The following is a 23168-nucleotide window of genomic DNA, read 5'->3' on the forward strand; positions in this document are numbered from 1 at the left end:
CGTTGCTCGAGGGGATCGTCGGTTCGCCGCCTCCGGGGTTCGACGTTGCGATCACAGACGGGTCTGCGACGGTCACGATCGTCGACGACGAGACCGAGGACACGATCGCGCCGACGGTGACGATCGAGCAGGGCGGGTCGCAGGATGATCCGGCTCTGGTGACGTCGCAGCCGGTGGTGTTCGATGTGGTGTTCAGCGAGCCGGTGACGGGGTTCGTGAACACGGATGTGGTGCTGTCCGGTTCGGGTAACCCGACGATGGCGGTCGTGGTGCCGGTGTCGGCGACGGAGTACACGGTGCAGGTGTCGGGTGCGGTCGCGGGTGAGGTGGTCGCGGAGGTCGCGGCGGGTGCTGCTGAGGATGCCGCGGGCAACCTGTCGGAGGCGTCGACGTCGGTCGACAACAAGGTGATGCTCGAGGACATCGCGTCGCCCGATCCGCTGACCATCACGGCGCCCGATGACCTCGTGGTCGACGTGCCGTTCGGCGAGACGGGCGCGAACGTCGACTTCGACGCACCGACGACCACGGGCGGTGTCGCCCCGATCACGGTCGACTGCGACGCGACATCCGGTGACTTCTTCCCGATCGGGGTCACGACCGTGACCTGCACGGCGACCGACTCGGCCCCGCCGGAGCAGGTCGTGCTCTTCGCCGTCGTCTCCGACACGTTCACGATCACCGTCGTCGAGGGCGAGGAACCTCCGGGCGAGGAGCCGCCGCCCACGACGGGTCCGACCGATCCCGGCACGACGCCTGGCGGCACGAACGGCGGCTCAGGCACCGCGGGCAGCGGCTCGAACGGCTCGGGCGGCATGGCCCCTACGGGTGTCGACGCGGCCCCGATGATCCTGCTGGGCCTCGCACTCATGCTGGCGGGAGCGGCTGCGGTGAGGTTCCGGGGGCGCCGCGCCGCGGCATCCGCTCGTCGATGAGGAGTTGACGAGCTGAGGGAGGCCGGAGCGGGCGGGGGCGCGGCGGCTACTTGCCCATCGTGAGCCCGGCGCGCACGAGCTGCGGCACCGAAGCGTCGGGCAGGTAGGCCCGCACGAGGGCGATGCCGATGCGGGCGAGGTCGGCGCCGTCGCTGTAGAGCAGGTACATCGGCTCGGCGCGCGGGTTGAACTTCTGCTTGAAGCGGTGCAGCGAGCGGAACCCGTACGCCGGTTCGAGGATGCCGCCGAGCCGATCGAGGATGACCTCGATCTGGCGTTCGTCCTCGGGGTCCTCGGATCGCGCCAGCGGGGCGCCCGAGAGCGACAGGAACTCGGCGCCCTCGTCGCGGAACGCCAGGGCCGACGACCCGATCAGGAACTCCATGACGGGTGGGAACGAGCCCCCGTCGCGGCGTCGCATGAGGTCGAGCGTCCACCCGCGCACCCGACCGCCGGGTGCGTAGACCGGCAGCCAGCTCAGGAATCCCTGCACGGTGCCGTCGGCGGCCGTGGCGATCGCCGTGCGCACGGCGGGGTCGAGCGCCTCGTCGATCGAGCCGAGCGTGAAGCGCATCTCGGGCAGACCCTTGTCGCCGACCCACTGTTCCGAGATCTCGGTGATCTGGGCGCGCACCGACCGCGGCTCCGACGATAGGGTCGTGAGCCGGAACGTCACGTCGTCGCGAGCGCCGCGGTTGATCGCCGTGCGCACCGCACCCCACTTCTTGCCCGTGAACTCCAGGCCCGGCAGGTCGACGATGGTGTCCTCGGCGATCTGCAGCGCCCGCCAGCCCTCGGGCATGGCGTCGCGCACGGCCGCTCCGGCGCTGAACACGCAGACGACGAAGCCCGCACGCTCGGCACTGTCGATGAACTCGGTGAGGGTCGCGCCCACCTTCTCGGGAGGGGCGATCGGGTCGCCGAGCACCAGTGCCACGCCATGGTGCGTCTGATAGGCGACGACCGTCGTCGGATCGGAGCCGAAGAAGTGCCGGTTGTCGCGCCAGGTCGCCATCCACGAGAGCGCCCCGCCGCCGTCCTGCTGCACGATGCGGCGGACATCGTCGATGCGCACGCCGGGGCGGTTGAGGCCCTTGTCGCCGGGGAGCCGTCGACGCAGGCGCGCGCGGAACGCCCGCCGGCAGACGGTCAGCCACACCAGCATCACGGCCCAGAGGAATCCGGATGCCGCGGCGAACGCCAACCCTTCACGGCTGTCGTAGTCGGCGGCGTCGTCGTACAACTCGGGATGGACGATGAGGAACACCGCCAGGGCGCCCGCGAGCACGTTGACGCCCGCGAGGATCACCGCGATCACCATCGCGACCCGGTAGCCGCGCAGCAACCCGGGTGCGATCACGAGCACGACGATCGCGTCGATGAGCACGTCGGCCATGTCGATGCCGCCGACGGAGGTCATGCCGAACGGGCCGTACGTCGGCGCGATCGACGCGATGACCTGCACGACCGTGAGCGCGATGATCATCACGAACGCCACGTAGCGCTGTTCGCGCACGGTCGGCTTGGTGAACGAACCCGCGTTGACGAGCAGCACCATGCCGACCGCCATCGCATGCTCCACGTCGGCCACCGTGCCGAGGAACAGCACGCTCACGAGCGTGAACGCGGTGAGGATGAGCAGCGCGCGCCCTCTCCAGGGCGACGGCAGGCTCGCAGCCGCCGCGGCGATGCACGCGAACACGCCCCCGGACGGGCCGACATCGACCTGCGTGACGAGGGTCTCGGCCCAGTGCGAGCCCATCTCGGCGAAGCCGGCGATGACGACCGCCGCGCCGATGACCGCGAGCACCTGTCCGCCGAAGAAGTGCGCGGCCGCACGTCCGGTGCCCCGCCGGAATTCGAGCCAGCCCACGCCGACGGCGGTGAGCAGCAGCACGAGGTAGCCCCACGGGTCGGCGACGAGGAACGTGCCCGTGATCGTCGTCCACCAGCGCCCGTCGGCGAACGACGGCACTCCGTAGGCGAAGGTCTCGTACCAGTCGGCGTCGCTGACCGACGAGACGAACCCGCCGACCAGGATGCCGACGAGCACGAGCGTCGCGAGCAGGGCGATCGTGAACGGCAGGCGCCCGAGCGTTCGGAGCACGCGTTGCGTGGGCGACGGCGGGACCGGCGCTCCGTGCGGCGGTTCGGCCGCGGGCGGTTCGGTCGGCTTCACGGCGACGGATGCCTCGTCGGCCGTCGTCCTCGTCGAGTCGGTCATCCGGACTCCCCCCATGCGACCGCATTCGGGGGCAGACTATCCCACCGCGGGAGCGCGGGTCAGTAGCCGCCCGCCGCGAGGTGCGTCGCGGCCGAGGCGAGGTCGTCGGCGACGGACTCGTAGTCGCCGGTCAGCGCCCCGACGGTCACGCGCACGAAGTCGCCGCCGGTGCGCTGGCGCATGCCGTTCGCGGCATCCGTGGCATCGGATGCCGCGAGGAACGGCGTGCCCGCCGCCACGCGGATGCCGGCCGCCGCCAGCTGCACGAGCGCGGACCGCTCGCCGAGCACCGGCATCCAGAGGTTGATGCCGTCGGCGGGTGCTGCGGCGACGCCGCGGGATCGCAGGGCCTCGCCGAGCGAGCGCTGGCGGGTGTAGTAGGCGCGGCGCGCCTCGGTCACGGTGTCGATCGCGGTGCCGTCGGTGAGCAGGTCGAGCAGGATGGTCTGCAGCATCCGAGAGGTCCAGCCCGGCCCGAGCATGCGTCGGCCGGCGATGTGCTCGACGAGGTCGCGCGGGCCTCCGAGCGCTGCGATCCGCAGGTCGGGGCCGTGCGACTTCGAGAAGCTCCGCACGTGCACGACCCGGTCGGGCAGCCAGGTGCCGAGGGTCACGTCGCCCTCGATGGAGATGAGGCCCGAGTGGTCGTCCTCGATGACGATGAGGTCGTCGACGCGTTCGGCGGCCTCGATCGTGCGCGCGAGCGCCTCGGCCCGTTCGGCGGTCATCGACGCGCCCGTCGGGTTCTGTGCGCGGGGCTGCAGCAGCACGGCGACGGGGCGCTTGCGCAGCGCGGCGGCGAGGGACTCGGGCCGCATGCCGTGCCCGTCGAGGCGAACGGGCAGGGGCACGGCCCCGAGTACCTCGAGCAGGTCGAGGAACGGGGGGAAGCCCGGGCTCTCGACGACGACGCGGTCGCCGAAGCGCACGACCTGCTCGAGCGTGCGCGAGATGGCGTCGAGCGCGCCGTCGACGACCATGATCGACTCCGCGTCGCTCGGCCATGAATCGCGGAGCACGCGTGCGAGCTGCGGGATCACGGGTTGGGCCTGGTAGCTGCCGGTCTCGGCCTTCGCCGAGACGCGGGACAGCGCGGGGCCGAGGGCGGGCAGCAGCAGCGGGTCGGGCGTGCCGCGCGAGAGGTCGAGCCGCACGGGGTCGTCGGGGGCCGCCATGCCGCGCATGCGCGGGGCGAGGCGAGCGGATGCCGCGCCGCGCACGAAGCTGCCGGCGCGGCCGCGGCTCTCGATGAGGCCGGCCCTGGCGAGGGCCTGCCAGGCCTGGCTGATCGTGGCCGGGCTCACGCCGAGTGCTGCGGCGAGTTCGCGCACGGTCGGGAGTCGTTGGCCTGCGGCGAGCTCGCCCGCGTTGATGAGCCGGGCGACCTCGCCGGCGATGCTGCGAGGCGACGAGTCGGCGAACTCGGCGAGGTCGATGAGTCGAACGGCGTCCACACGAGCGGTATCCACTCGAATACTTGACCCCACCATTGCCTCCAGCGGGTGCGAGGGACAGGATGTTTAACCACAGCGTCACAGAGTGAAACAGAAGAGAAATGTTCAAGCCGAACAATAACAGAACGGGCCACAAGCCCCGTCTTCGGCCATTCGTTCGGCAGTTCCACCGGCAGTTCCATCGGTACATCTCGGCGTCGCAGCAGCACCCGACGAACACCTGACACGAGCACCACGCCAGGCGATCCTCGAGGCAACGGCAACGACGCCGCCCGACTCAGGAGACATTCATGACGATCGTCAGAGCGGCCATCACGCAGACCACGTGGACGGGCGACAAGGACTCGATGCTCGACAAGCACGAGCAGTTCGCGCGAGATGCGAAGGCGCAGGGCGCCGAGGTGGTCTGCTTCCAGGAGCTGTTCTACGGGCCGTACTTCGGCATCACGCAGGACCAGAAGTACTACCGGTTCGCCGAATCGGCCGAGGGCCCCATCGTTCAGCGCTTCGCCGACCTCGCGAAGCAGCTCGGCACGGTCATGGTGCTGCCCATCTACGAAGAGGCCGAGACCGGCGTCTACTACAACACCTCGGTGCTCGTCGACGCCGACGGCACGATCCTCGGCAAGTACCGCAAGCACCACCTGCCGCACCTCGACCGGTTCTGGGAGAAGTTCTACTTCCGCCCCGGCAACATGGGCTACCCCGTCTTCGACACGGCCGTCGGCCGCGTGGGCATGTACATCTGCTACGACCGCCACTTCCCCGAGGGATGGCGCGAGCTCGGCCTGAACGACGCCCACATGGTCTTCAACCCGAACGCCACGAAGCCCGGACTCTCGAACCGCCTCTGGGAGGTCGAGGGCCCGTGCGCCGCCGTCGCGAACGGCTACTTCGTGCTGCAGCCGAACCGCGTCGGCCGCGAAGACAACGAGTACGGCGACCTCGCCGTCGACTTCTACGGCACGAGCCAGGTCATCGACCCGCGCGGCAACTTCGTCGGCGAGCGCGGCTCGGGCACCGACGAGGAGATCCTCGTGCGCGACCTCGACATGGACATGGTGCAGCAGATGCGCGACGACTGGCAGTTCTACCGCGACCGCCGGCCCGACTCCTACGCGAAGATCGCGAAGCCGTAACCCGAACGCCGACGCGAAGGAGCGATCATGGCCACCACCCTCATCTCCGGCGGCACCGTCGTCTCGGCCACGGGCCGTGCGGCGGCCGACGTGCTCGTCGACGGCGAGACGATCCGCGCGGTGCTCGCCCCGGGCAGCACCCTGCTCGGAACGGATGTCGCGGCATCCGTCGACCGCGTGATCGACGCCACGGGCAAGTACGTCATTCCCGGCGGCATCGACGCGCACACCCACATGCAGCTGCCGTTCGGCGGCACCGAGGCATCCGACACCTTCGAGACCGGAACCCGCGCGGCCGCCTGGGGCGGCACCACGTCGATCATCGACTTCGCCGTGCAGACCTACGGCCAGCGCATCGAAGACGGACTGGCCGCGTGGCACGAGAAGGCGGCGGGCAACTGCGCCATCGACTACGGCTTCCACCAGATCGTCGGCGACGTGAACGCCGACTCGCTCGCCGCGATGAAGCGCCTGCCCGACGAGGGCATCTCGAGCTTCAAGCTGTTCATGGCGTACCCGGGCGTCTTCTACAGCGACGACGCCCAGATCCTCAAGGCCATGCAGATCTCGCGCGACACCGGCCTGCTCACGATGATGCACGCCGAGAACGGGCCGGCCATCGACGTGCTCGCCCAGCAGCTCGTCGACGCCGGCAACACCGACCCGTACTACCACGGCATCGCCCGCGCCTGGGAGATGGAGGAGGAGGCGACGCACCGCGCGATCATGCTCGCCAAGCTCACCGGTGCTCCGCTCTACGTGGTGCACGTGTCGGCCAAGCAGGCGGTCGAGCAGCTCGCCTGGGCGCGCGACAAGGGCCAGAACGTGTTCGGCGAGACCTGCCCGCAGTACCTCTACCTGAGCCTCGAAGACCAGCTCGGGGCATCCGGACCCGAATGGGGTTCGTTCGAGGGCGCGAAGTGGGTGTGCTCGACGCCGCTCCGAAGCCGCGCGGAGGGCCACCAGCACTCGATGTGGCAGGCGCTGCGCACGAACGACCTGCAGATGGTCTCGACCGATCACTGCCCGTTCTGCATGAAGGACCAGAAGGAGCTCGGACTCGGCGACTTCCGCAAGATCCCGAACGGCATCGGCTCGATCGAGCACCGCATGGACCTCATGTACCAGGGCGTCGTGACCGGCGAGATCACCCTCGAGCGCTGGGTGGAGCTCACATCGACCACCCCGGCGCGCATGTTCGGCCTGTACGGGCAGAAGGGCGTGATCCAGCCGGGTGCCGACGCCGACATCGTCGTCTACGACCCGAACGGGCACACGTCGATCGGCTACGACAAGACCCACCACATGAACATGGACCACTCCGCGTGGGAGGGGTTCGAGATCGACGGCCACGTCGACACGGTCGTGTCGCGCGGCAAGGTCGTCGTCGACGGCGGCGAGTACCTCGGCACGAAGGGCGACGGCCGGTTCCTCAAGCGGGGCCTCAGCCAGTACCTCATCTGACCCGACCAGCCCGCAAGAGAACGGAGCCCCCGATGGATTTCGGCGTCGTCCTGCAGACCAACCCGCCCGCCTCCCGAACCGTGCACCTCGCCAAGCTCGCCGAGCAGTACGGGTTCAGCACCGCCTGGACGTTCGACTCCCACCTGCTCTGGCAGGAGCCGTACGTCATCTACAGCCAGATCCTCGCCGAGACGCACCGCATCAAGGTCGGCCCGTTCGTCACCAACCCGGCGACGCGCGACTGGACCGTGACGGCGTCGATCTTCGCGACCCTCAACGAGATGTACGGCAACCGCACGATCTGCGGGATCGGCCGCGGCGACTCGGCCGTGCGCGTCACCAACGGCAAGCCCGTGACCATGAGCGAGCTGCGCGAGTCGATCCACGTGATCCGCGAGCTCGCGAACTCGCGAAGCGTCGAGTACAAGGGCTCGCAGCTGCAGTTCCCGTGGTCGAAGGGCTCCGAGCTCGAGGTGTGGGTCGCCGCCTACGGGCCCATGGCGTTGAAGCTCACGGGCGAGGTCGGCGACGGCTTCATCCTGCAGCTGGCCGATGTCGACATCGCCGCCTGGATGATCAAGACCGTCCGCGACGCGGCCGAGGCCGCGGGGCGCGACCCGATGTCGATCAAGTTCTGCGTCGCCGCACCCATGTACATCGGTGACGACTGGACCCACATGCGCGACCAGACCCGCTGGTTCGGCGGCATGGTCGGCAACCACGTCGCCGACATCGTCGCGAAGTACGGCGCGCACGGCACGGTGCCCGACGCGCTCACCGACTACATCCGCGGCCGCGAGGGCTACGACTACAACTCGCACGGCCGGGCCGAGAACGACCACGTCGACTTCGTGCCCGACGAGATCGTGGAGCGGTTCTGCGTGCTGGGCTCGGCCGACCAGCACATCCAGAAGCTCACGCAGCTCGCCGAGCTCGGCGTCGACCAGTTCGCCGGCTACCTCCAGCACGACAACAAGGAGGAGACGCTCCGGGTCTACGGCGAGACCGTGATCCCGGCGCTCTCCGAGCACATCACGGCGAAGGCATGACCGACGTCGACGTGCGCAGCACCGACCCGACGACGGATGCCGCGGGCACGACGCCTGCGCGCGGCATCCGCTCGTCCGGGTCGCCCGAGTCGAGGGGCGCACGCCGGCGCGGCGGCTCAGGCGGGCGCCGTCGTTGGGCCGCGATCGGCTGGGGCGTGTTCGGCATCCTGCTGCTCGTCGTGCTCTGGGAGGGCTACAAGCTGCTCGCCCCGGCCGACGGCGTGCTCATCGGCGAGACGCGGGTGCTCCCGCGCACGACCGACCTCGCGATGCCGCACGTGTGGGACATGTTCGGCCGGCTCGCCGAGCCCGTGACCCGGTCGCCGTCGGCGCAGCCGCTGTGGCTCGTCATCGCGCTCGCCGCCCTCACGACGCTCGGCATCGCCGCGGCCGGATGGCTCGTCGGCGTGGTCGTCGGCGTCGGCCTCGCGCTCGTGATGCAGCGGTGGCGCATCGCCGAATGGGGCCTGCTGCCGTGGATCGTGCTCAGCCAGACCGTGCCGCTCATCGCCTTCGCCCCGATCGTCAAGAGCTGGGGGTCGCGCGTCGAGATCGGCTCGTTCGAGTGGCAGGACTGGATGTCGGTCGCGCTCATCGCGAGCTACCTGGCGTTCTTCCCGATCGCGATCGGCGCGCTCAAGGGCCTCCAGTCGCCCGACCGCATCCACGAGGAGCTCATGCAGACGTACGCGGCCGGCTACTGGCCGACGCTCTGGAAGCTGCGGTTCCCTGCGGCCGTGCCGTACCTGCTGCCCGCGCTGCGCCTCGGTGCGGCGAACGCCGTCATCGGCGCCGTGGTCGCCGAGGTGTCGACCGGCCTGCAGGGCGGCATCGGTCGCCTGCTCATCCAGTTCGCCGGGCAGGCCTCCGGCGACCCGGCCAAGGCGTGGGCGCCGATCTTCGGCGCGATCGTGCTCGGGCTCGTGGCCGCCGGATCGGTCGCGCTGCTCGGCGTGATCCTCAAGAACTACCGACGAACGGAGGAAGCCGCATGAGCGCTCCCGAGACCCCCGCCGGGCGCGATGCCGCGCCGACGACGGCAGCCGCGGCATCCGTCGCCCCCGTTTCGACCGCCGAGCCCGCCGTGCGGGTGACCGGCGTCGACAAGCGATTCGAGACGCGCGGTGGCACCGTGCACGCGCTCGAGGGCATCGACCTCGAGATCGCACCGGGCGAGTTCGTCTCGCTCATCGGGCCGAGCGGATGCGGCAAGTCCACCCTCATGCGGTTGATCGCCGACCTCGACGCGCCGACCACGGGGGCGATCACGGTGTTCGGCAAGACACCGACGCAGGCGCGGCTCGACCAGGAGTACGGCATCGCGTTCCAGCAGGCCGGACTGCTGCCGTGGCGCACGGTCGCGGCGAACGTGGCGCTGCCGCTCGAACTGCACGGCGTGGCATCCGGCGCCCGCAAGGCCAAGGTCGACGAGCTGCTCGACATGGTCGGACTCGCCGACTTCGCCGACCGCTACCCCGACCAGCTCTCGGGCGGCATGCAGCAGCGCGTCGCGATCGCCCGCTCGCTCGCCGAGCAGCCGCGCCTGCTGCTCATGGACGAGCCGTTCGGCGCGCTCGACGAGATGACGCGCGAGAAGATGCAGTCCGACCTCGTGCGCATCTCGGCCGAGACGGGCGCCGCGGTCGTGTTCGTGACGCACTCGATCCCCGAGGCGGTGTTCCTCAGCGACCGAGTGGTCGTCATGTCGCCGCGGCCGGGGCGCATCCGCGAGATCGTGCCCATGCGGCTCGGCGGTGCGCCTGCTGCGGCGGCCGGTGGGGCGACGGATGCCGCGGCTCGCGCCGAGCGCACCGAGGGACTCCGCGAGGACCGGTCGTTCTTCGAGATGGTCACCGCCGTGCGCGAGGCCCTGCACGGCGCACCCGTCGCCACCGGCGCACGCGGAGTGGAGACGCGCTGATGAGCGCGCACCTGAGCCCGCGCACCGAGACGACGCTGCGCATCGTCGCGCCGATCACGGTCGGGGTGCTCGTGCTGGGCATCTGGCAGTTCCTGGTCAGCGTCGTCGGCGTCTCGGACTACCTGCTGCCGAGCCCGGCGTCGATCGTCGAGGAGCTCGTCGCATCGTGGGACTCCATCGTCTCGGCGACGATCATCACTGGCACGAACGCGCTGATCGGCCTCATCGTCGGCACGCTGCTCGGCATCGCCCTCGCCGCGCTCGCCGCGAGGTGGCGGGCGGTCGACCAGATGAGCGCCCCCGTCATCGCCTCGCTCGCGGTCGTGCCGATCGTCGCGCTCGCACCGGTGCTGAACTCGATGTTCGGCGCCGACAGCCAGTTCGGCCGTCAGGCGATCGCCGCGATCGCGTCGTTCGTGCCGGTCTTCGTGAACACGCTGCGCGGGTTCCGCCAGACCACGCCCGTGCACCGCGAGCTCATGCGCGCCTACGCGGCGACGCCCGGGCAGGTGCTGCGCACGCTGACCCTGCCGACCGCACGGCCGTTCATCCTCACCGGCATCCGCATCGCCTCCTCGCTCGCCGTGATCTCCGCCCTCGTCGCCGAGTACTTCGGCGGACCGCGCGGCGGCCTCGGCAGCCTCATCTCGACGTCGGCCGCGTCGAGCGCGTACGCCCGCGCATGGGCGTACGTCGTGGCATCCATCGCCCTCGGCCTGCTCTTCTACCTCGCGACGCTCGCGCTCGAGCGCCTCGTGCTCAGGACCCCCACCCAGCGCGCCACCGACCGCACCACCGGAACCAGCACCACCAGCACCAGCACCGAGACCAGCACCACCCACTGAGAACCAGCACCACCACTGAGAATCGGGAAGGACTGACATGAAGCACAGCACACGCCGCGGACTCGCGGCCGGAGCGTTCGCCGTCACGGCCGCGTTCCTCCTCGCCGCCTGCTCCTCGGGAGACGGCGGTGACTCCGGCGGAGGCGACTCCGGCGAGCTCACGCCCGTGAAGCTGCAGCTGCAGTGGCTGCCGCAGGGCCAGTTCGCCGGGTACTTCGCGGCCGTCGACCAGGGCTTCTTCGAAGAAGAGGGCCTCGACGTCGAGATCATCCCGTCGGGCGGCGACATCGTGCCGCAAGACGCGCTCGCCAACGGCGACGTCGACTACGCGATCGCGTGGGTGCCCAAGGTGCTCGGCTCGATCGAGCAGGGCGCGAACCTCACCGACATCGCCCAGATCTTCCAGCGCTCGGGCACCCTGCAGGTGTCGTGGGCCGACTCGGGCATCGACTCGGTCGCCGACTTCGAGGGCAAGAAGATCGGCTCGTGGGGCTTCGGCAACGAGTGGGAGATCTTCGCGGCCATGGCCGCCGAGGGCCTCGACGCCTCGACCGTGCAGATCATCACGCAGGACTTCAACATGAACGCGTTCCTGCAGGGCGACATCGACGCGGCGCAGGCGATGACGTACAACGAGTACGCGCAGCTGCTCGAGACCGTGAACCCCGACACGGGCGAGCTCTACCAGCCCGAGGACTTCAACGTCATCTCCTATGAAGACACCGAGGGCGCCATGCTTCAAGACGCCATCTGGGCCGACACCGAGCGCCTCGAGTCCGACAGCGACTACGCCGACACCACGGTCAAGTTCCTGAAGGCCGTCATCAAGGGCTGGGCGTTCGCGGCGGCCAACCCGCAGGACGCGGCCGACATCACGATCGCGGCCGGCTCCGGCTGGGGCCCGAGCCACGAGCTCTGGATGGTCAACGAGACGAACAAGCTCATCTGGCCCTCCGACAACGGCATCGGCGTCATCGACGAGACCGCGTGGGACAAGACCGTCGCGGGTGCGCTCGCCGCGGTGAACGAGACCGGCGCCCACCTCATCACCGAGGAGCCGCCGGCCAGCGCCTGGTCGAACGAGTACATCGAGCAGGCGCTCTCCGAGCTCGAGGGCGAAGACCTCGACCTCACGGGCGCCGATTGGTCGCCCATCGACGTCACCCTCGAAGAGGGCGGCAACTAGCACGACGGATGCCGCGCCGCCGGCCGATCCCGTCGGCGGCGCGGCACCCGGGGCAGGTCTCGCCCCTTCGGGCACGAAGCGCGTCGAGAGCACCGAACGAACAGGAAAGGGCACCGAAGCCATGACCGACACCGACGACCTCGACGTCATCGCACGCGAGCTCGACCTCGAGCACGTCTTCCACTCCTGGTCGGCGCAGGCGCAGCCCTCCTCGCTCGTCATCGCGAGCGGGCGCGGATGCCGCGTCTGGGACCACTCCGGACGCGAGTACCTCGACTTCTCGAGCCAGCTCGTGAACGTCAACATCGGCCACCAGCACCCGACCGTGGTGGAGGCGATCCGCGAGCAGGCCGAGCTGCTGACCACCATCGCGCCGTCGACCGTGAACCTCGCGCGCGGCGAGGCCGCGAAGCGCATCGTGGGGCACGCGCCCGACGGGTTCCGCAAGGTGTTCTTCACGAACGGCGGCGCCGACGCCAACGAGAACGCGATCCGCATGGCCCGCCTGCACACCGGGCGCGACAAGGTGCTCTCGACGTACCGGTCGTACCACGGCAACACAGGTGCGGCGATCGTCTCGACGGGCGACTGGCGGCGCATCCCCAACGAGTTCGCACGCGGGCACGTGCACTTCTTCGGGCCCTACCTGTACCGGTCCGAGTTCTGGGCGACGACGCCCGAGCAGGAGTCGGAGCGCGCGCTGCACCACCTCCGCCGCGTGATCGAGGCCGAGGGGCCGTCGTCGATCGCCGCGGTGCTGCTCGAGTCGATCCCCGGCACCGCGGGCATCATGCTGCCGCCGCCCGGGTACCTCGCGGGCGTGCGCGAGCTCTGCGACGCCCACGGCATCCTGCTGATCCTCGACGAGGTCATGGCCGGCTTCGGCCGCACCGGGCGCTGGTTCGCCTTCGACGGCCACGACGTGCGGCCCGACCTCATCACGTTCGCGAAGGGCGTGAACTCGGGGTACATCCCGACCGGCGGCGTCATCATCTCCGATCCCGTGGCGGCGACGTTCGACGAGCGCGTCTTCCCCGGCGGACTCACCTACTCGGGGCATCCGCTCGCGATGGCCTCGATCGTCGCGACGCTCGACGCGATGGCGGCCGAGGGCGTCGTCGAGAACGCGCGAGCCATCGGCGAGAACGAGATCGGCCCCGCGCTCGCCGCGCTGGCCGAGAAGCACGACGTCATCGGCGAGGTGCGCGGCGAGGGCGTGTTCTGGGCCATGGAGCTCGTCGCCGACCGCGCGACGCGCGAGCCGCTGCCTGCGGCGAGCATGGGCCGGCTCAAGGCCGCCATGGTCGAACGCGGGCTGCTGCCGTTCGTGCAGGACAACCGCATCCACGTGGTGCCGCCGTGCGTGGTCACCGCAGGCGAGGTCGCCGAGGCCGTGTCGATCTACGACCACGTGCTGGGCACCGCGCTCTGAGCACCGCATCCGGGGCGGCGGGCTTCGAGCACCGCCCCTCACGAACTCGACGCAAGGGGAGAAGAAGATGACCGACATCACCACCATCGACCACTGGATCGACGGGGCGCCCGCCGCCGGGCAGTCCGAGCGCACCGGCCCGGTCTACAACCCGGCGCTCGGCGTCGAGCAGAAGCGCGTGCGCATGGCGTCGACCGAGGACGTCGATGCAGCCGTCGGCGCCGCCGCGCGGGCGTTCCCGGCCTGGCGCGACACGTCGATCGCCAAGCGCCAGCAGGTCATGTTCGCCTTCCGCGAGCTGCTGAACTCGCGCACGGGCGAGCTCGCGGCGATCCTCACGAGCGAGCACGGCAAGGTCACCTCCGACGCCGCGGGCGAGATCGCGCGCGGGCTCGAGGTCGTCGAGCTCGCGTGCGCGATGCCGGGGTACACGAAGGGCGAGTACTCCGAGAACGTGTCGACCGGCGTCGACGTCTACACGCTGAAGCAGCCGGTCGGCGTCGTCGGCATCATCTCGCCGTTCAACTTCCCGGCGATGGTGCCGCTGTGGTTCTTCCCGCTCGCGATCGCTGCGGGCAACACGGTCGTGCTGAAGCCCTCCGAGAAGGATCCGTCGGCCGCGGTCTGGATGGCCGAGCTCCTGCAGGAGGCAGGGCTCCCCGACGGCGTGCTCAACGTCGTGCACGGCGACAAGGTCGCGGTCGACGCGCTGCTCGAGCACCCGGTCGTGCGCTCGATCTCGTTCGTCGGCTCCACCCCGATCGCGCACTACATCTACTCGACCGCAACGGCCAACGGCAAGCGCGTGCAGGCGCTCGGCGGCGCCAAGAACCACATGCTCGTGCTGCCCGACGCCGACCTCGACCTCGCCGCCGACGCGGCCGTGAACGCGGGCTTCGGCTCGGCCGGCGAGCGCTGCATGGCGGTCTCGGTCGTGCTCGCGGTCGACTCGGTCGCCGACGAGCTGGTCGCGAAGGTGAGCGAGCGGATGTCGCGGCTCACGACCGGCGACGGCACCCGCGGGTGCGACATGGGCCCGCTCATCACGCGCGAGCACCGCGACAAGGTCGCGGGCTACCTCGACGTCGCGGTCGACGACGGGGCGACCCTCGTGGTCGACGGGCGCGACCCCGAGGTCGACGGCGCTCCCGACGGGTTCTGGCTCGGCCCGACGCTCATCGACCGCGTGCCGACCTCGTCGGTCGTCTACCAGGACGAGATCTTCGGCCCCGTGCTCTCGATCGTGCGCGTCGACGGCTACGAGCAGGGGGTCGACATCATCAACGCCTCCCGCTACGGCAACGGCACCGCGATCTTCACGAACGACGGCGGTGCCGCCCGGCGGTTCCAGCGCGAGGTCACGGTCGGCATGATCGGCATCAACGTGCCGATCCCGGTGCCGGTGGCGTACCATTCCTTCGGCGGGTGGAAGGACTCGCTGTTCGGCGACGCGAAGGCGTACGGCCCGAAGGGCTTCGAGTTCTTCCTGCAGGAGAAGGCGGTCACGTCGCGTTGGCTCGACCCGAGCCACGGCGGGCTCAACCTGGGCTTCCCGCAGCACGACTGACGCGCGCGGTCGGCCCGTCCAGCCCCTGGCTGGAGGCCGCACCTCAGGCGAACGCACGCTGCTCAGGTCACTTCTCGCGAATACGGCCTGAACAGCGGGCGCGTGCCTGAATCCGGCGCGGGTGGCGGGTGCGGGTGCACTCGGGCGGGCGAGGATCAGCCGCGGGCGCTGCGTGCCGCGAAGGCGGCGACCCTGGCGGATGCCTCGGGGCTGTCGAACGCCGCGCCGATCGTGCGCGCCTCGTCGTCGAGCGCCTCCTGGAACGGGCGCGAGAGGCCCGAACGCACGAGCCGCTTCGCCTGTCCGAATGCCGCAGAGGCTCCCGAGAGCCAGACGTCGGCGATCTCGCGTGCGCGGGCGTCGAGCGCCTCGGGCGCGACGACCTCGGCGACGAGCCCCCAGTCGAGCGCCTCCTGCGCGCTCAGCGTGCGCGAGGTGAGCGTGAGCTCGAGCGCGCGCCGGGTGCCGACGGCCTCGGGCAGCAGCGTGCTGACCCCGCAGTCGGGCGTGAGGCCGATATCGGCGTAGCGGCTGGCGAAGCTCGCGCGTTCGCTGGCGACGATGACGTCGGCGACGAGCATGAACCCGAGGCCGCCGCCGGCGACGGGGCCCTGCACGGCGGCGACGATCGGCTTGGCGCTCTCGCGCAGCATCCGGTGCCCGGCGTGGATCGCGTCGGCGAGCTCGGTGACGACCTGCCCCGCCGACGTGCCGTCGCCCCCGAGCTCCGACATGGCCCGCACGTCGCCGCCGGCGCAGAACGCCCGCCCGTTCGCGTCGAACAGCACGGCGCGGATGTCGTCGCGGGCCGCGATCTCGCCCGCGTGGCGATGCCACAGGGCGATGGCCTCTGGGCCGACCGCGTTCAGGCGCTCGGGGCGGTTGAGGGTGAGGTGCGCGAGCCCGTCGTGCACGCGGAAGAGGATGGCGTCGTCGCTCATGGTCGGGGAGTCTAGCCGCGCGCCCGCCGAGGCCGAAGGCCGTTGTCGATCTCCGACTACCGCGCATGGCGGAGGTGCGCTCCGGTGCACCGAGGGCGATGAAGCGACTGGGGCGTTCGCCGTGGCCGATCAGCCGTGGGCGTCGCCCGCGCCGCGCGACGGATGGGCGTACGACTGCTCGAGCCGGGCGGCGCGGGTGGTCAGCACGTCGAGCACCGTGCGCACGGCCAGCCGCTCGGCGACATCCGGTCGCATGAGCGCGACGATCTGCCTGGCGGAGGTGACGCCTCGGATCGGCTTCAGCACGACGCCCTCCGGCACTGCGCCCGAGGTGTAGCGCGGCACGAACGCGACGCCCTGGCCGGCGGCGATGAACGCCTCGATGATGCGCATGTCGCTGAACCGCTGCGAGACCGTGACCCGCTTGCCGCCCTGCTCCTCGATGGCGTGCAGGATGCGCTCGAACGGGAACCCGAGCGGAACGCCGAGCCAGGTCTCGTCGACGAGGTCGGCGCTCGTCACGTGCGCACGGCCGGCGAGGCGGTGGTCGGTCGGGATGCCGACGTCGAGCGGCTCGGTGAGCAGCGGCACGACCTTGAGGCCGCGACCGCCCCACGGCAGCTCGCCGGGCATCGAGTGCGCCAGCACGATGTCGTAGTCGGAGGTGAGGTCGGGGAACCCCGCCAGCTCGGGATCGAGGTCGGTGCAGCGCACGACGAGGCCGGCGACGCTCGCGAGATCGGTGAGCACGCCCGGCAGCAGGCTCGCGCCGATCGTGGGGAACGTCAGCAGCGTCACCTCGCCGCTCGGGTGGTTGCGGAACTCGTCCCAGAGGGCGGTCGCGCGTTCGAGGGCCACGGCGACCTCGGCGGCGCTGCGGGCGAGCGCGTGCCCGGCGCTCGTGAGCACGAGCCCCCGACCGCTGCGCTCGGTGAGCGGCATGCCGGCCTCGCGCTCGAGCACCTTGAGCTGCTGCGAGACCGCGGAGGGCGTGCGCCCCGTCGCCTCGGCGACGGCGGTCACGCTGCCGCGCTCCGAGAGCTCTCGGAGCAGGTCGAGTCGGTTCACGTCCATGTAGTCAGCCTACATATTCATTACAGTTCTGTGAGCTTGTGCTGAATCATTTTGGAGAGGATGATTGAGACATCGAAGGGTTGCAACGGCGCAACGAACCGCTCGATCACACGCCGTCACCATTCGAAAGGGAACCATCATGGCCACGCTCATCTTCGTCGCAGCAGCATCCATCGCCGGAGTCGTCGGCACGATCGTTCTCGCCTCGCGCGACGGCTACCGTCGCCAGCCGACCGAAGCTTTCGCGCGCACCGTCTGAGGTCGCGCGAACCGCCCGGCATCGCCGGGCCCAGGGCCGCCCACGGAGAGGGACACTCCGCAGGGCGGCCCTTCATCGTGCGCCCGGCGCGCATCGGCATGCACTGGGGGGATGCCGATGCGCGCCGGTCGCCGCGCGGTCGCCGGAGCCCGCGACGCCGCGCCGCGGCATCCGTCGCCCGCGTGTGCTCGCCGACCCGGGGCGTGCAGGCGGATACCGTGAGCCACGATGCGGGCGCGCGAGGCACGCGACCCGCGGGGTGAGTGGGCGAGGGGGAGCGATGACCGACGTCGTGGCCGATCAGGCGGTGCTCGGCCGCTTCCTGCTCGGGCTCGCCCAGGGCATGAATGCCGCGGGCGAGTCGGTCGACAAGATCGGCGAGACGATGGGCGTCGTGTCGCGCGCCTACGGCCGCACCGACACCGACGTGGTCGTGCTGCCCACCGTGGTGCTCATCGAGACCGGGTCGGCCGGAGATGAGCGGGTCGCGATCCGATCGGCGATCAACGTCTCGTTCCGCTTCGACCAGATCGCGGCCCTCTACCGCCTCATCGAACGGGCGCGGGCCGGGTCGATCGAGCCGATCGACGGCATCACCCGCCTGAACGAGATCGGTGCGATGCGCCAGCGCTTCGCGTGGCCCGTGCGGGTGTTCGGCCATGCGCTGCTGACCACCGGCCTCTGCCTGCTGCTCGCCCCGACGTGGCAGGGCGCGCTCATCGCGTTCGCGCTCGGCGCCCTGCTCGGCCTGCTGAAGCTCGTGCGCTCCCCGACCCTGCAGCTCGTGTTCCCCGTGTTCGCGGCGTTCGTGAGCGCGCTGGCGGTCTTCCTGCTCGCGCCGCACATCGAGATCGGCGATCCGATCCGGTTGCTCATCGCCCCCCTCGCCACGTTCCTTCCCGGTGGAGTGCTGACCACGGCGACGGTCGAGCTCGCGGCCGGGCAGATGGTCGCCGGTGCGTCGCGGCTGGTCTTCGGCCTCGTGCAGCTCGCGCTGCTCGCGTTCGGCATCCTCGCGGCCGGAACCCTCATGGGCGTCGACGACTCGAGCTACCTCCCGCTGGAGGCGACCGGGACCCTGCCGTGGTGGATCCCGGCGATCGGCGTGCTGCTGTTCGCAGTGGGCAACTACCTGCACTTCTCCGCGCCGAAGGGCACGTTCGGCTGGGTGCTGCTCACGCTGATCGTGGCGTTCACCGGCCAGCAGTTCGGCATCGCGCTCGTGGGAGAGACCGTGAGCGGGTTCATCGGCGCCCTCGCGATGACGCCCGTGGTGCTCTGGATCGCGACGCTCCGGCACGGCGCCCCCTCGCAGCTGACCTTCCTGCCCGCGTTCTGGCTGCTCGTGCCCGGCGCGGCCGGCCTCGTCGGCATCACCGAGGCCGTCGGATCGAGCGCCGGACTCGAGAACTTCGTGGGCGCCCTGGTGTCGGTCATGTCGATCGCGCTCGGCGTGCTCATCGGCACGGCGCTGTACCGGGTCGTGCACCACGGCGCCGCCGAGATCGCGCAGTTCCACATCGAGGTGCCCGCCGCCCTCTCCGAGTCCGAGGAGCCGCCGTTCTGGGCGCGCATCCTCCCGGGCACTCCGAGGTCGTTCTGGGGGCGGCGGCGACCCCGTGAACCGGAGGATGTCGCGGAGCAGGCGCCGCCCGAAGCGGGCGACCGGCCCGACTGAGGCGTCGCAGATCCCCCGAATACGGACCTTCCTCTCAGGCGAGTCCGCCGTAGAGTATTCGGGTGACGCTCCCAGACCCCCACAGCAGCGCCGACGTCCGTCAGCAGCTCATCGACCACATCTCCGCCGATGCGGTGTTCCACGGCGACTTCACGCTCACGAGCGGCAAGAAGGCGTCGTACTACGTCGACCTCCGCAAGGTGAGCCTCGACCACCGAGTCGCGCCGCTCATCGGCCAGGTCATGATCGACCTCATCGCCGACGTGCCCGACGTCGCCGCGGTGGGCGGTCTCACCATGGGCGCCGACCCGATCGCCTCCGCCGTGCTGCACCAGGGCGCCGCGCGCGGCCTCGCCTACGACGCGTTCGTCGTGCGCAAGGAGCCGAAGGACCACGGCCGCGGCCGTCAGGTCGAGGGGCCGGATGTCGCGGGCAAGCGCGTCATCGTGCTCGAAGACACCTCGACCACTGGCGGTTCGCCGCTCAAGGCCATCGAGGCGCTCCGCAAGGTCGGTGCCGAGGTCGTCGCCGTCGCCGTCGTCGTCGACCGCGCCACCGGTGCGCGCGAGGTCATCGAGGCCGCCGGCGTGCAGTACCTCGCGGCGATCGACCTGGACGACCTGGGCCTGGCCTGATGTCGGGCGATCGGCAGGGTGGCGACGGGGCCGACTGGCTGCTCGCGCAGTTGGCGGCCGGCGGCGGTGCGCCGCGCCCGCAGCATCCCGTGACGCCTCCGTCGTTCGGGCAGCCGGCGCCGTCCGGCGAGGCCCCGATCGCTCCGACCCAGCCGTTCGCCCCCGCTCCCGCACCGTCACCGGCTCCGGCTCCTCGTCGCAACGAGGAGGTGCTCGACTGGTTCTCGCTCGCCGAGCCCCCCGCACGCGACACCGGAACCCGCGCGCTGCCCGTCGTCGGCGAGGTGCTGCCGCCCGCAGCTCCGTCCGCGACCGGCGCCCCGTTCGCCTCGCAGACGCATCCGCAGGCCCTGCCGATCGTGCCCCCTGCGCAGTCGGCGCCGGCGTGGAACCCGACGCCCCCGGCCGGGCCGTCCGCCTCCCCGCAGGCCCCCGTCTGGCAGACGCCCGCGACCCCCGCTGCACCGCCTGCCGCATGGCCCGCGGCCCCGGCCGCGCCCGCAGCTGCGCCGCACTGGGCCCCGACGCCCGCGCCGGGCTCGCCCTCCGCTTCGCCGCAGCCCCCGGCGTGGAACCAGCCGGCCCAGCCGCAGGTTCCCGCGTGGAACCAGCCGGCCGAGCCGCAGGTTCCCGCGTGGAACCAGCCGGTCCAGCCGCAGCCCTCGTCGCACGCGCCGCTGACCGTCGAGCCGCCCGTGGGCAGGCCGCCGTTCCAGCCCGCGGAGCCGACGCCCGCCGCCTGGGAGTCCGCGCAGGCTCAGCAGCATCAGCCGGCCGAGCCGGTCGTGCCCGGCCCCGCGACGCCGACCGGGCCGTTCGCACTCACCTGGGGCGAGCCCGAGGCCGACTCGATCGACTCCGAAGACGCGCTCCGCGCCGCCTTCCGCCGTCTGTCGCAGCCCGAGGCCCCTCCGGCCGCGGTGCCGCAGGCGTTCGTCGCGCCCGCCGAGCCGGCCATGCCGGCGCACCCCGCGGCGAACCCGGCACCCGAGGCGTTCGCAGCGACGACCGACGACGATGGCGACGACTCGCCGTTCGCCGGGTTCGCGCCGCCGCCCGTCGCCCGCAGCTCGTTCACCCCCGTCACCCCCGCGACCGCCTCGGGAGACTTCGGCGCGGACCTCTGGTCGGCGATGCAGGAGACCGAGGTGCCCTCCGTGCCCTCGCAGCCCGCCCCGGAACTCACGCGTCGTGAACGTCTCGCGCTCGAGCAGCAGCAGTCCGCCGCCCAAGCCGAGGCGACCGACGTCGCCCACACCCGGGCGATCCCCGTCGTCGACCAGGCCTCGCAGGCGCCGCAGGTCGAGACGCCGTGGTACGAGGCACAGCAGGTCACGCCCGAGGCTCCGCAGCCCGCGGCGTTCGACGCACCGCGCACGCCGTTCCCCGCCTTCGCCGCAGCACCAGCCGAGGTCGCGCCGACGCCGGCGCCCGCGCAACCGGTCGACGACCTGCTCGCCGCGCTCGGCGGAGGTGCCGCGGCCTCGTTCGCGGCCGGTGCCGCGTCGTCCGCGTCCGCGGCTCCCGCACCCGCGGCTCCGGCGCCGGCGGCCCCCGCGCCCGAGCACAATCGATTCGCCGCGTTCGCCGCCTTCACCGAGGAGACGGCGCAGTTCGAGGCCCGCACCCCGGCCGAGCCACGGCATCCGTTCGACGCCCTCGACCAGGCCGAGCCGGAGCCCGTCGACGCGGTGCAGCCGCAGACCCCCGAACACGACCCGTTCGCCGCATTCGCCGCGCGACAGGCCGCCGAACCGGATGCCGCAGGCCGGCCCGCATTCGACGCGCAGTCCCTCCGCGGGCCGCAGGTCGACGACGAGCCCGACGGGCTCGCGGGCCTGGGCCTCGCCTTCGACGACGACCCGATCGCCGCGGAACCCGAGCCGTTCGTGCCGCAGTTCGGGACCGCCCGTGCCTGGTCGGCCGTACCGGCCGAGGCCGACGACGAGGCCGCCGAGGCCGACGACGAGGAGCCGGTCTACCAGTGGGGCATCCGCCCCGACCCGACGGCCGACGATCCGCACGCCGACGCGCCGATGGGGTCGCCGCTGCGATCGCTGGCGTTCGGCGGAGCCGCTGCCGCGGCGGCCGCACCGATCGCGCCCGTGGTTCGATCGGCCGCACCGGTCGCCGATCCGATCGACGAGGCGGCCCTCGAGTCCGAGCCGTTCGGCGCCGATGGCGACTGGTTCACCGAGCCGGCCCCCGAAGAGCCGACCGCGGCGACGGCGATGCTGCCGGTCGTGCCGGCGCAGCACGACCCCGCGCCGACCGAGGCGTTCTCGAACGATCCGTTCGCATTCGCCGACGGGGCCTCGAACGACCCGTTCGCGTTCGCCGACGAGCCCGATCACGACCCGTTCGCGAACCCGGCGGGCGCCACGCAACGACTGCCGATCGCGCCGACCGAGTCGTGGAACGCCGATCGGCAGCCCGACGCCGTCGAGCCCGACGACGACAACCCGTTCGCGTCGCTGTTCGCGCCGACCGGACCTGTCGGTGTGGCCGCAGGCGCCGGAGTCGCTGGAGCCTCCGCGGCGTCCGGTCGATTCGGCGCGTTCGCGGCGGCCTCCGGCTCCGGCTCGGGGGCGTCCGGCTCCGGCGGAGCCTTCGGCGGCGCCGCGGGCGGCGCTGGCGGCGCATCCGGCGGCGCGACCGGCCCGATGCGCGGCGGTGCGAGCGGCGGCCATCCCGGCGGCTCCGGCGGAGGCTACTCCGGCGGTTCCAGCTCGGGCGGCTCCGGCTCCGGCTCGGGCGGCAAGGGCGGCTCCGACACGGGCTCCGGCGGGCGGGGCCCGGCGAAGCCGCTCATCTGGGTGGCGGGCGGCCTGCTCGTGCTCGTGGTGCTCGCGGGCCTGTTCTTCTTCGGCACGAAGCTCGTGGGCGGCGACGCCGCCGCGTCGCTGTCGCCCTCGGCGAGCGAGAGCGACGCCGCATCGGACACCCCGGCCCCAGAGCCGACCGCACCGCAGCCGATGGGCGTCCACGCGTGGAACACGCTCTTCGGCGGCGAGTGCCTCGACCCGTTCGCATCGGCGTGGGAAGAGGAGTACACGGTCGTCGACTGCGGCGTCGCGCACGCCGCCCAGCTCGTGTACCGCGGCACCCTGCCGGGTGACGAGGCGGCGGCGTTCCCCGGCGAGGCCGAACTCGGTGCGCAGATGAACACCCTCTGCACGGCGGCCGGGATCGTCGACGTGGCGGCGGCATCGGGCGTGCCCGACCTGCAGGTGCAGGGCAGCTACCCGGTGACCGAGGAGCAGTGGGCCGCGGGCGAGCGCACGTACTACTGCTTCGCGAACCGCGCGGGCGGCGAGCCGCTCACGGGATCGATCGCCGGCCCGGGCCCGAGCGCCTGATCCGCG

General features: G+C 71.6%; 17 protein-coding genes. 13 read left to right on the forward strand and 4 right to left on the reverse strand.

The window, feature by feature from the left end; all coding sequences use genetic code 11:
- Positions 1–935 (forward strand): HYR domain-containing protein (locus ACFVS8_RS17395; protein ID WP_387065119.1); only part of this gene is annotated, 935 nt, incomplete at its 5' end.
- A 46-nt stretch (positions 936–981) separates the two neighbouring features.
- On the opposite strand, the gene ACFVS8_RS17400 is transcribed toward ACFVS8_RS17395, so the two are convergent.
- Positions 982–3159, reverse strand: a complete 2178-nt coding sequence (locus ACFVS8_RS17400) for a bifunctional lysylphosphatidylglycerol flippase/synthetase MprF (protein ID WP_387065122.1) — start codon at positions 3157–3159, stop codon at positions 982–984.
- A gap of 59 nt (positions 3160–3218) precedes the next feature.
- Positions 3219–4613, reverse strand: coding sequence for a PLP-dependent aminotransferase family protein (locus ACFVS8_RS17405; RefSeq protein WP_387065125.1), 1395 nt, complete (start codon positions 4611–4613; stop codon positions 3219–3221).
- 290 nt (positions 4614–4903) lie between these two features.
- Here ACFVS8_RS17405 and ACFVS8_RS17410 point away from each other — a divergent pair, with 290 nt between their 5' ends.
- From ACFVS8_RS17410 to ACFVS8_RS17450, 9 genes are all read left to right on the forward strand, one after another.
- Complete coding sequence (locus ACFVS8_RS17410; protein ID WP_387065128.1) at positions 4904–5752, forward strand: nitrilase-related carbon-nitrogen hydrolase; 849 nt, start codon at positions 4904–4906, stop codon at positions 5750–5752.
- Positions 5753–5779: 27 nt separating this feature from the next.
- Positions 5780–7216: a dihydropyrimidinase gene (gene hydA / locus ACFVS8_RS17415; protein WP_387065130.1), complete on the forward strand. Its 1437-nt coding sequence runs from the start codon at positions 5780–5782 to the stop codon at positions 7214–7216.
- A gap of 32 nt (positions 7217–7248) precedes the next feature.
- Positions 7249–8265 (forward strand): TIGR03842 family LLM class F420-dependent oxidoreductase, encoded by a 1017-nt coding sequence (locus ACFVS8_RS17420; protein WP_387065132.1) that lies wholly within the window; start codon positions 7249–7251, stop codon positions 8263–8265.
- Positions 8262–9260 (forward strand): ABC transporter permease, encoded by a 999-nt coding sequence (locus ACFVS8_RS17425; protein ID WP_387065135.1) that lies wholly within the window; start codon positions 8262–8264, stop codon positions 9258–9260. Before ACFVS8_RS17420 ends, ACFVS8_RS17425 begins: the two co-directional genes overlap by 4 nt.
- Positions 9257–10186, forward strand: coding sequence for an ABC transporter ATP-binding protein (locus tag ACFVS8_RS17430; RefSeq protein WP_387065138.1), 930 nt, complete (start codon positions 9257–9259; stop codon positions 10184–10186). Before ACFVS8_RS17425 ends, ACFVS8_RS17430 begins: the two co-directional genes overlap by 4 nt.
- On the forward strand, positions 10186–11031 hold the full coding sequence (locus tag ACFVS8_RS17435) for an ABC transporter permease (protein ID WP_387065141.1): 846 nt from the start codon (positions 10186–10188) through the stop codon (positions 11029–11031). Before ACFVS8_RS17430 ends, ACFVS8_RS17435 begins: the two co-directional genes overlap by 1 nt.
- 37 nt (positions 11032–11068) lie before the next feature.
- Positions 11069–12217, forward strand: coding sequence for an ABC transporter substrate-binding protein (locus ACFVS8_RS17440; protein ID WP_387065143.1), 1149 nt, complete (start codon positions 11069–11071; stop codon positions 12215–12217).
- Between the two features lie 121 nt (positions 12218–12338).
- Positions 12339–13649 (forward strand): aspartate aminotransferase family protein, encoded by a 1311-nt coding sequence (locus ACFVS8_RS17445; RefSeq protein WP_387065147.1) that lies wholly within the window; start codon positions 12339–12341, stop codon positions 13647–13649.
- Positions 13650–13716: 67 nt separating this feature from the next.
- Positions 13717–15216, forward strand: a complete 1500-nt coding sequence (locus ACFVS8_RS17450) for a CoA-acylating methylmalonate-semialdehyde dehydrogenase (RefSeq protein WP_387065149.1) — start codon at positions 13717–13719, stop codon at positions 15214–15216.
- Between the two features lie 155 nt (positions 15217–15371).
- On the opposite strand, the gene ACFVS8_RS17455 is transcribed toward ACFVS8_RS17450, so the two are convergent.
- On the reverse strand, positions 15372–16157 hold the full coding sequence (locus ACFVS8_RS17455) for an enoyl-CoA hydratase/isomerase family protein (protein WP_387065151.1): 786 nt from the start codon (positions 16155–16157) through the stop codon (positions 15372–15374).
- A 129-nt stretch (positions 16158–16286) separates the two neighbouring features.
- Positions 16287–17231, reverse strand: coding sequence for a LysR family transcriptional regulator (locus tag ACFVS8_RS17460; RefSeq protein ID WP_387065154.1), 945 nt, complete (start codon positions 17229–17231; stop codon positions 16287–16289).
- A 539-nt stretch (positions 17232–17770) separates the two neighbouring features.
- On the opposite strand from ACFVS8_RS17460, the gene ACFVS8_RS17465 reads away from it, so the two are divergent.
- From ACFVS8_RS17465 to ACFVS8_RS17475, 3 genes are all read left to right on the forward strand, one after another.
- Positions 17771–19168 carry a threonine/serine exporter ThrE family protein gene (locus tag ACFVS8_RS17465; RefSeq protein ID WP_387065157.1) on the forward strand — a complete coding sequence of 466 codons (1398 nt, stop codon included), beginning with the start codon at positions 17771–17773 and terminating at the stop codon, positions 19166–19168.
- Between the two features lie 62 nt (positions 19169–19230).
- Positions 19231–19803, forward strand: coding sequence for an orotate phosphoribosyltransferase (gene pyrE, locus ACFVS8_RS17470; RefSeq protein ID WP_387065159.1), 573 nt, complete (start codon positions 19231–19233; stop codon positions 19801–19803).
- Positions 19803–23162 carry a hypothetical protein gene (locus ACFVS8_RS17475; RefSeq protein WP_387065161.1) on the forward strand — a complete coding sequence of 1120 codons (3360 nt, stop codon included), beginning with the start codon at positions 19803–19805 and terminating at the stop codon, positions 23160–23162. The genes pyrE and ACFVS8_RS17475 overlap by 1 nt, the downstream gene beginning before the upstream one ends.
- The last annotated feature ends 6 nt before the right edge of the window (positions 23163–23168 follow it).

The sequence above is a fragment of the Agromyces sp. NPDC058110 genome (genome assembly GCF_042884735.1).
In the GTDB taxonomy this organism is placed as follows: domain Bacteria; phylum Actinomycetota; class Actinomycetes; order Actinomycetales; family Microbacteriaceae; genus Agromyces.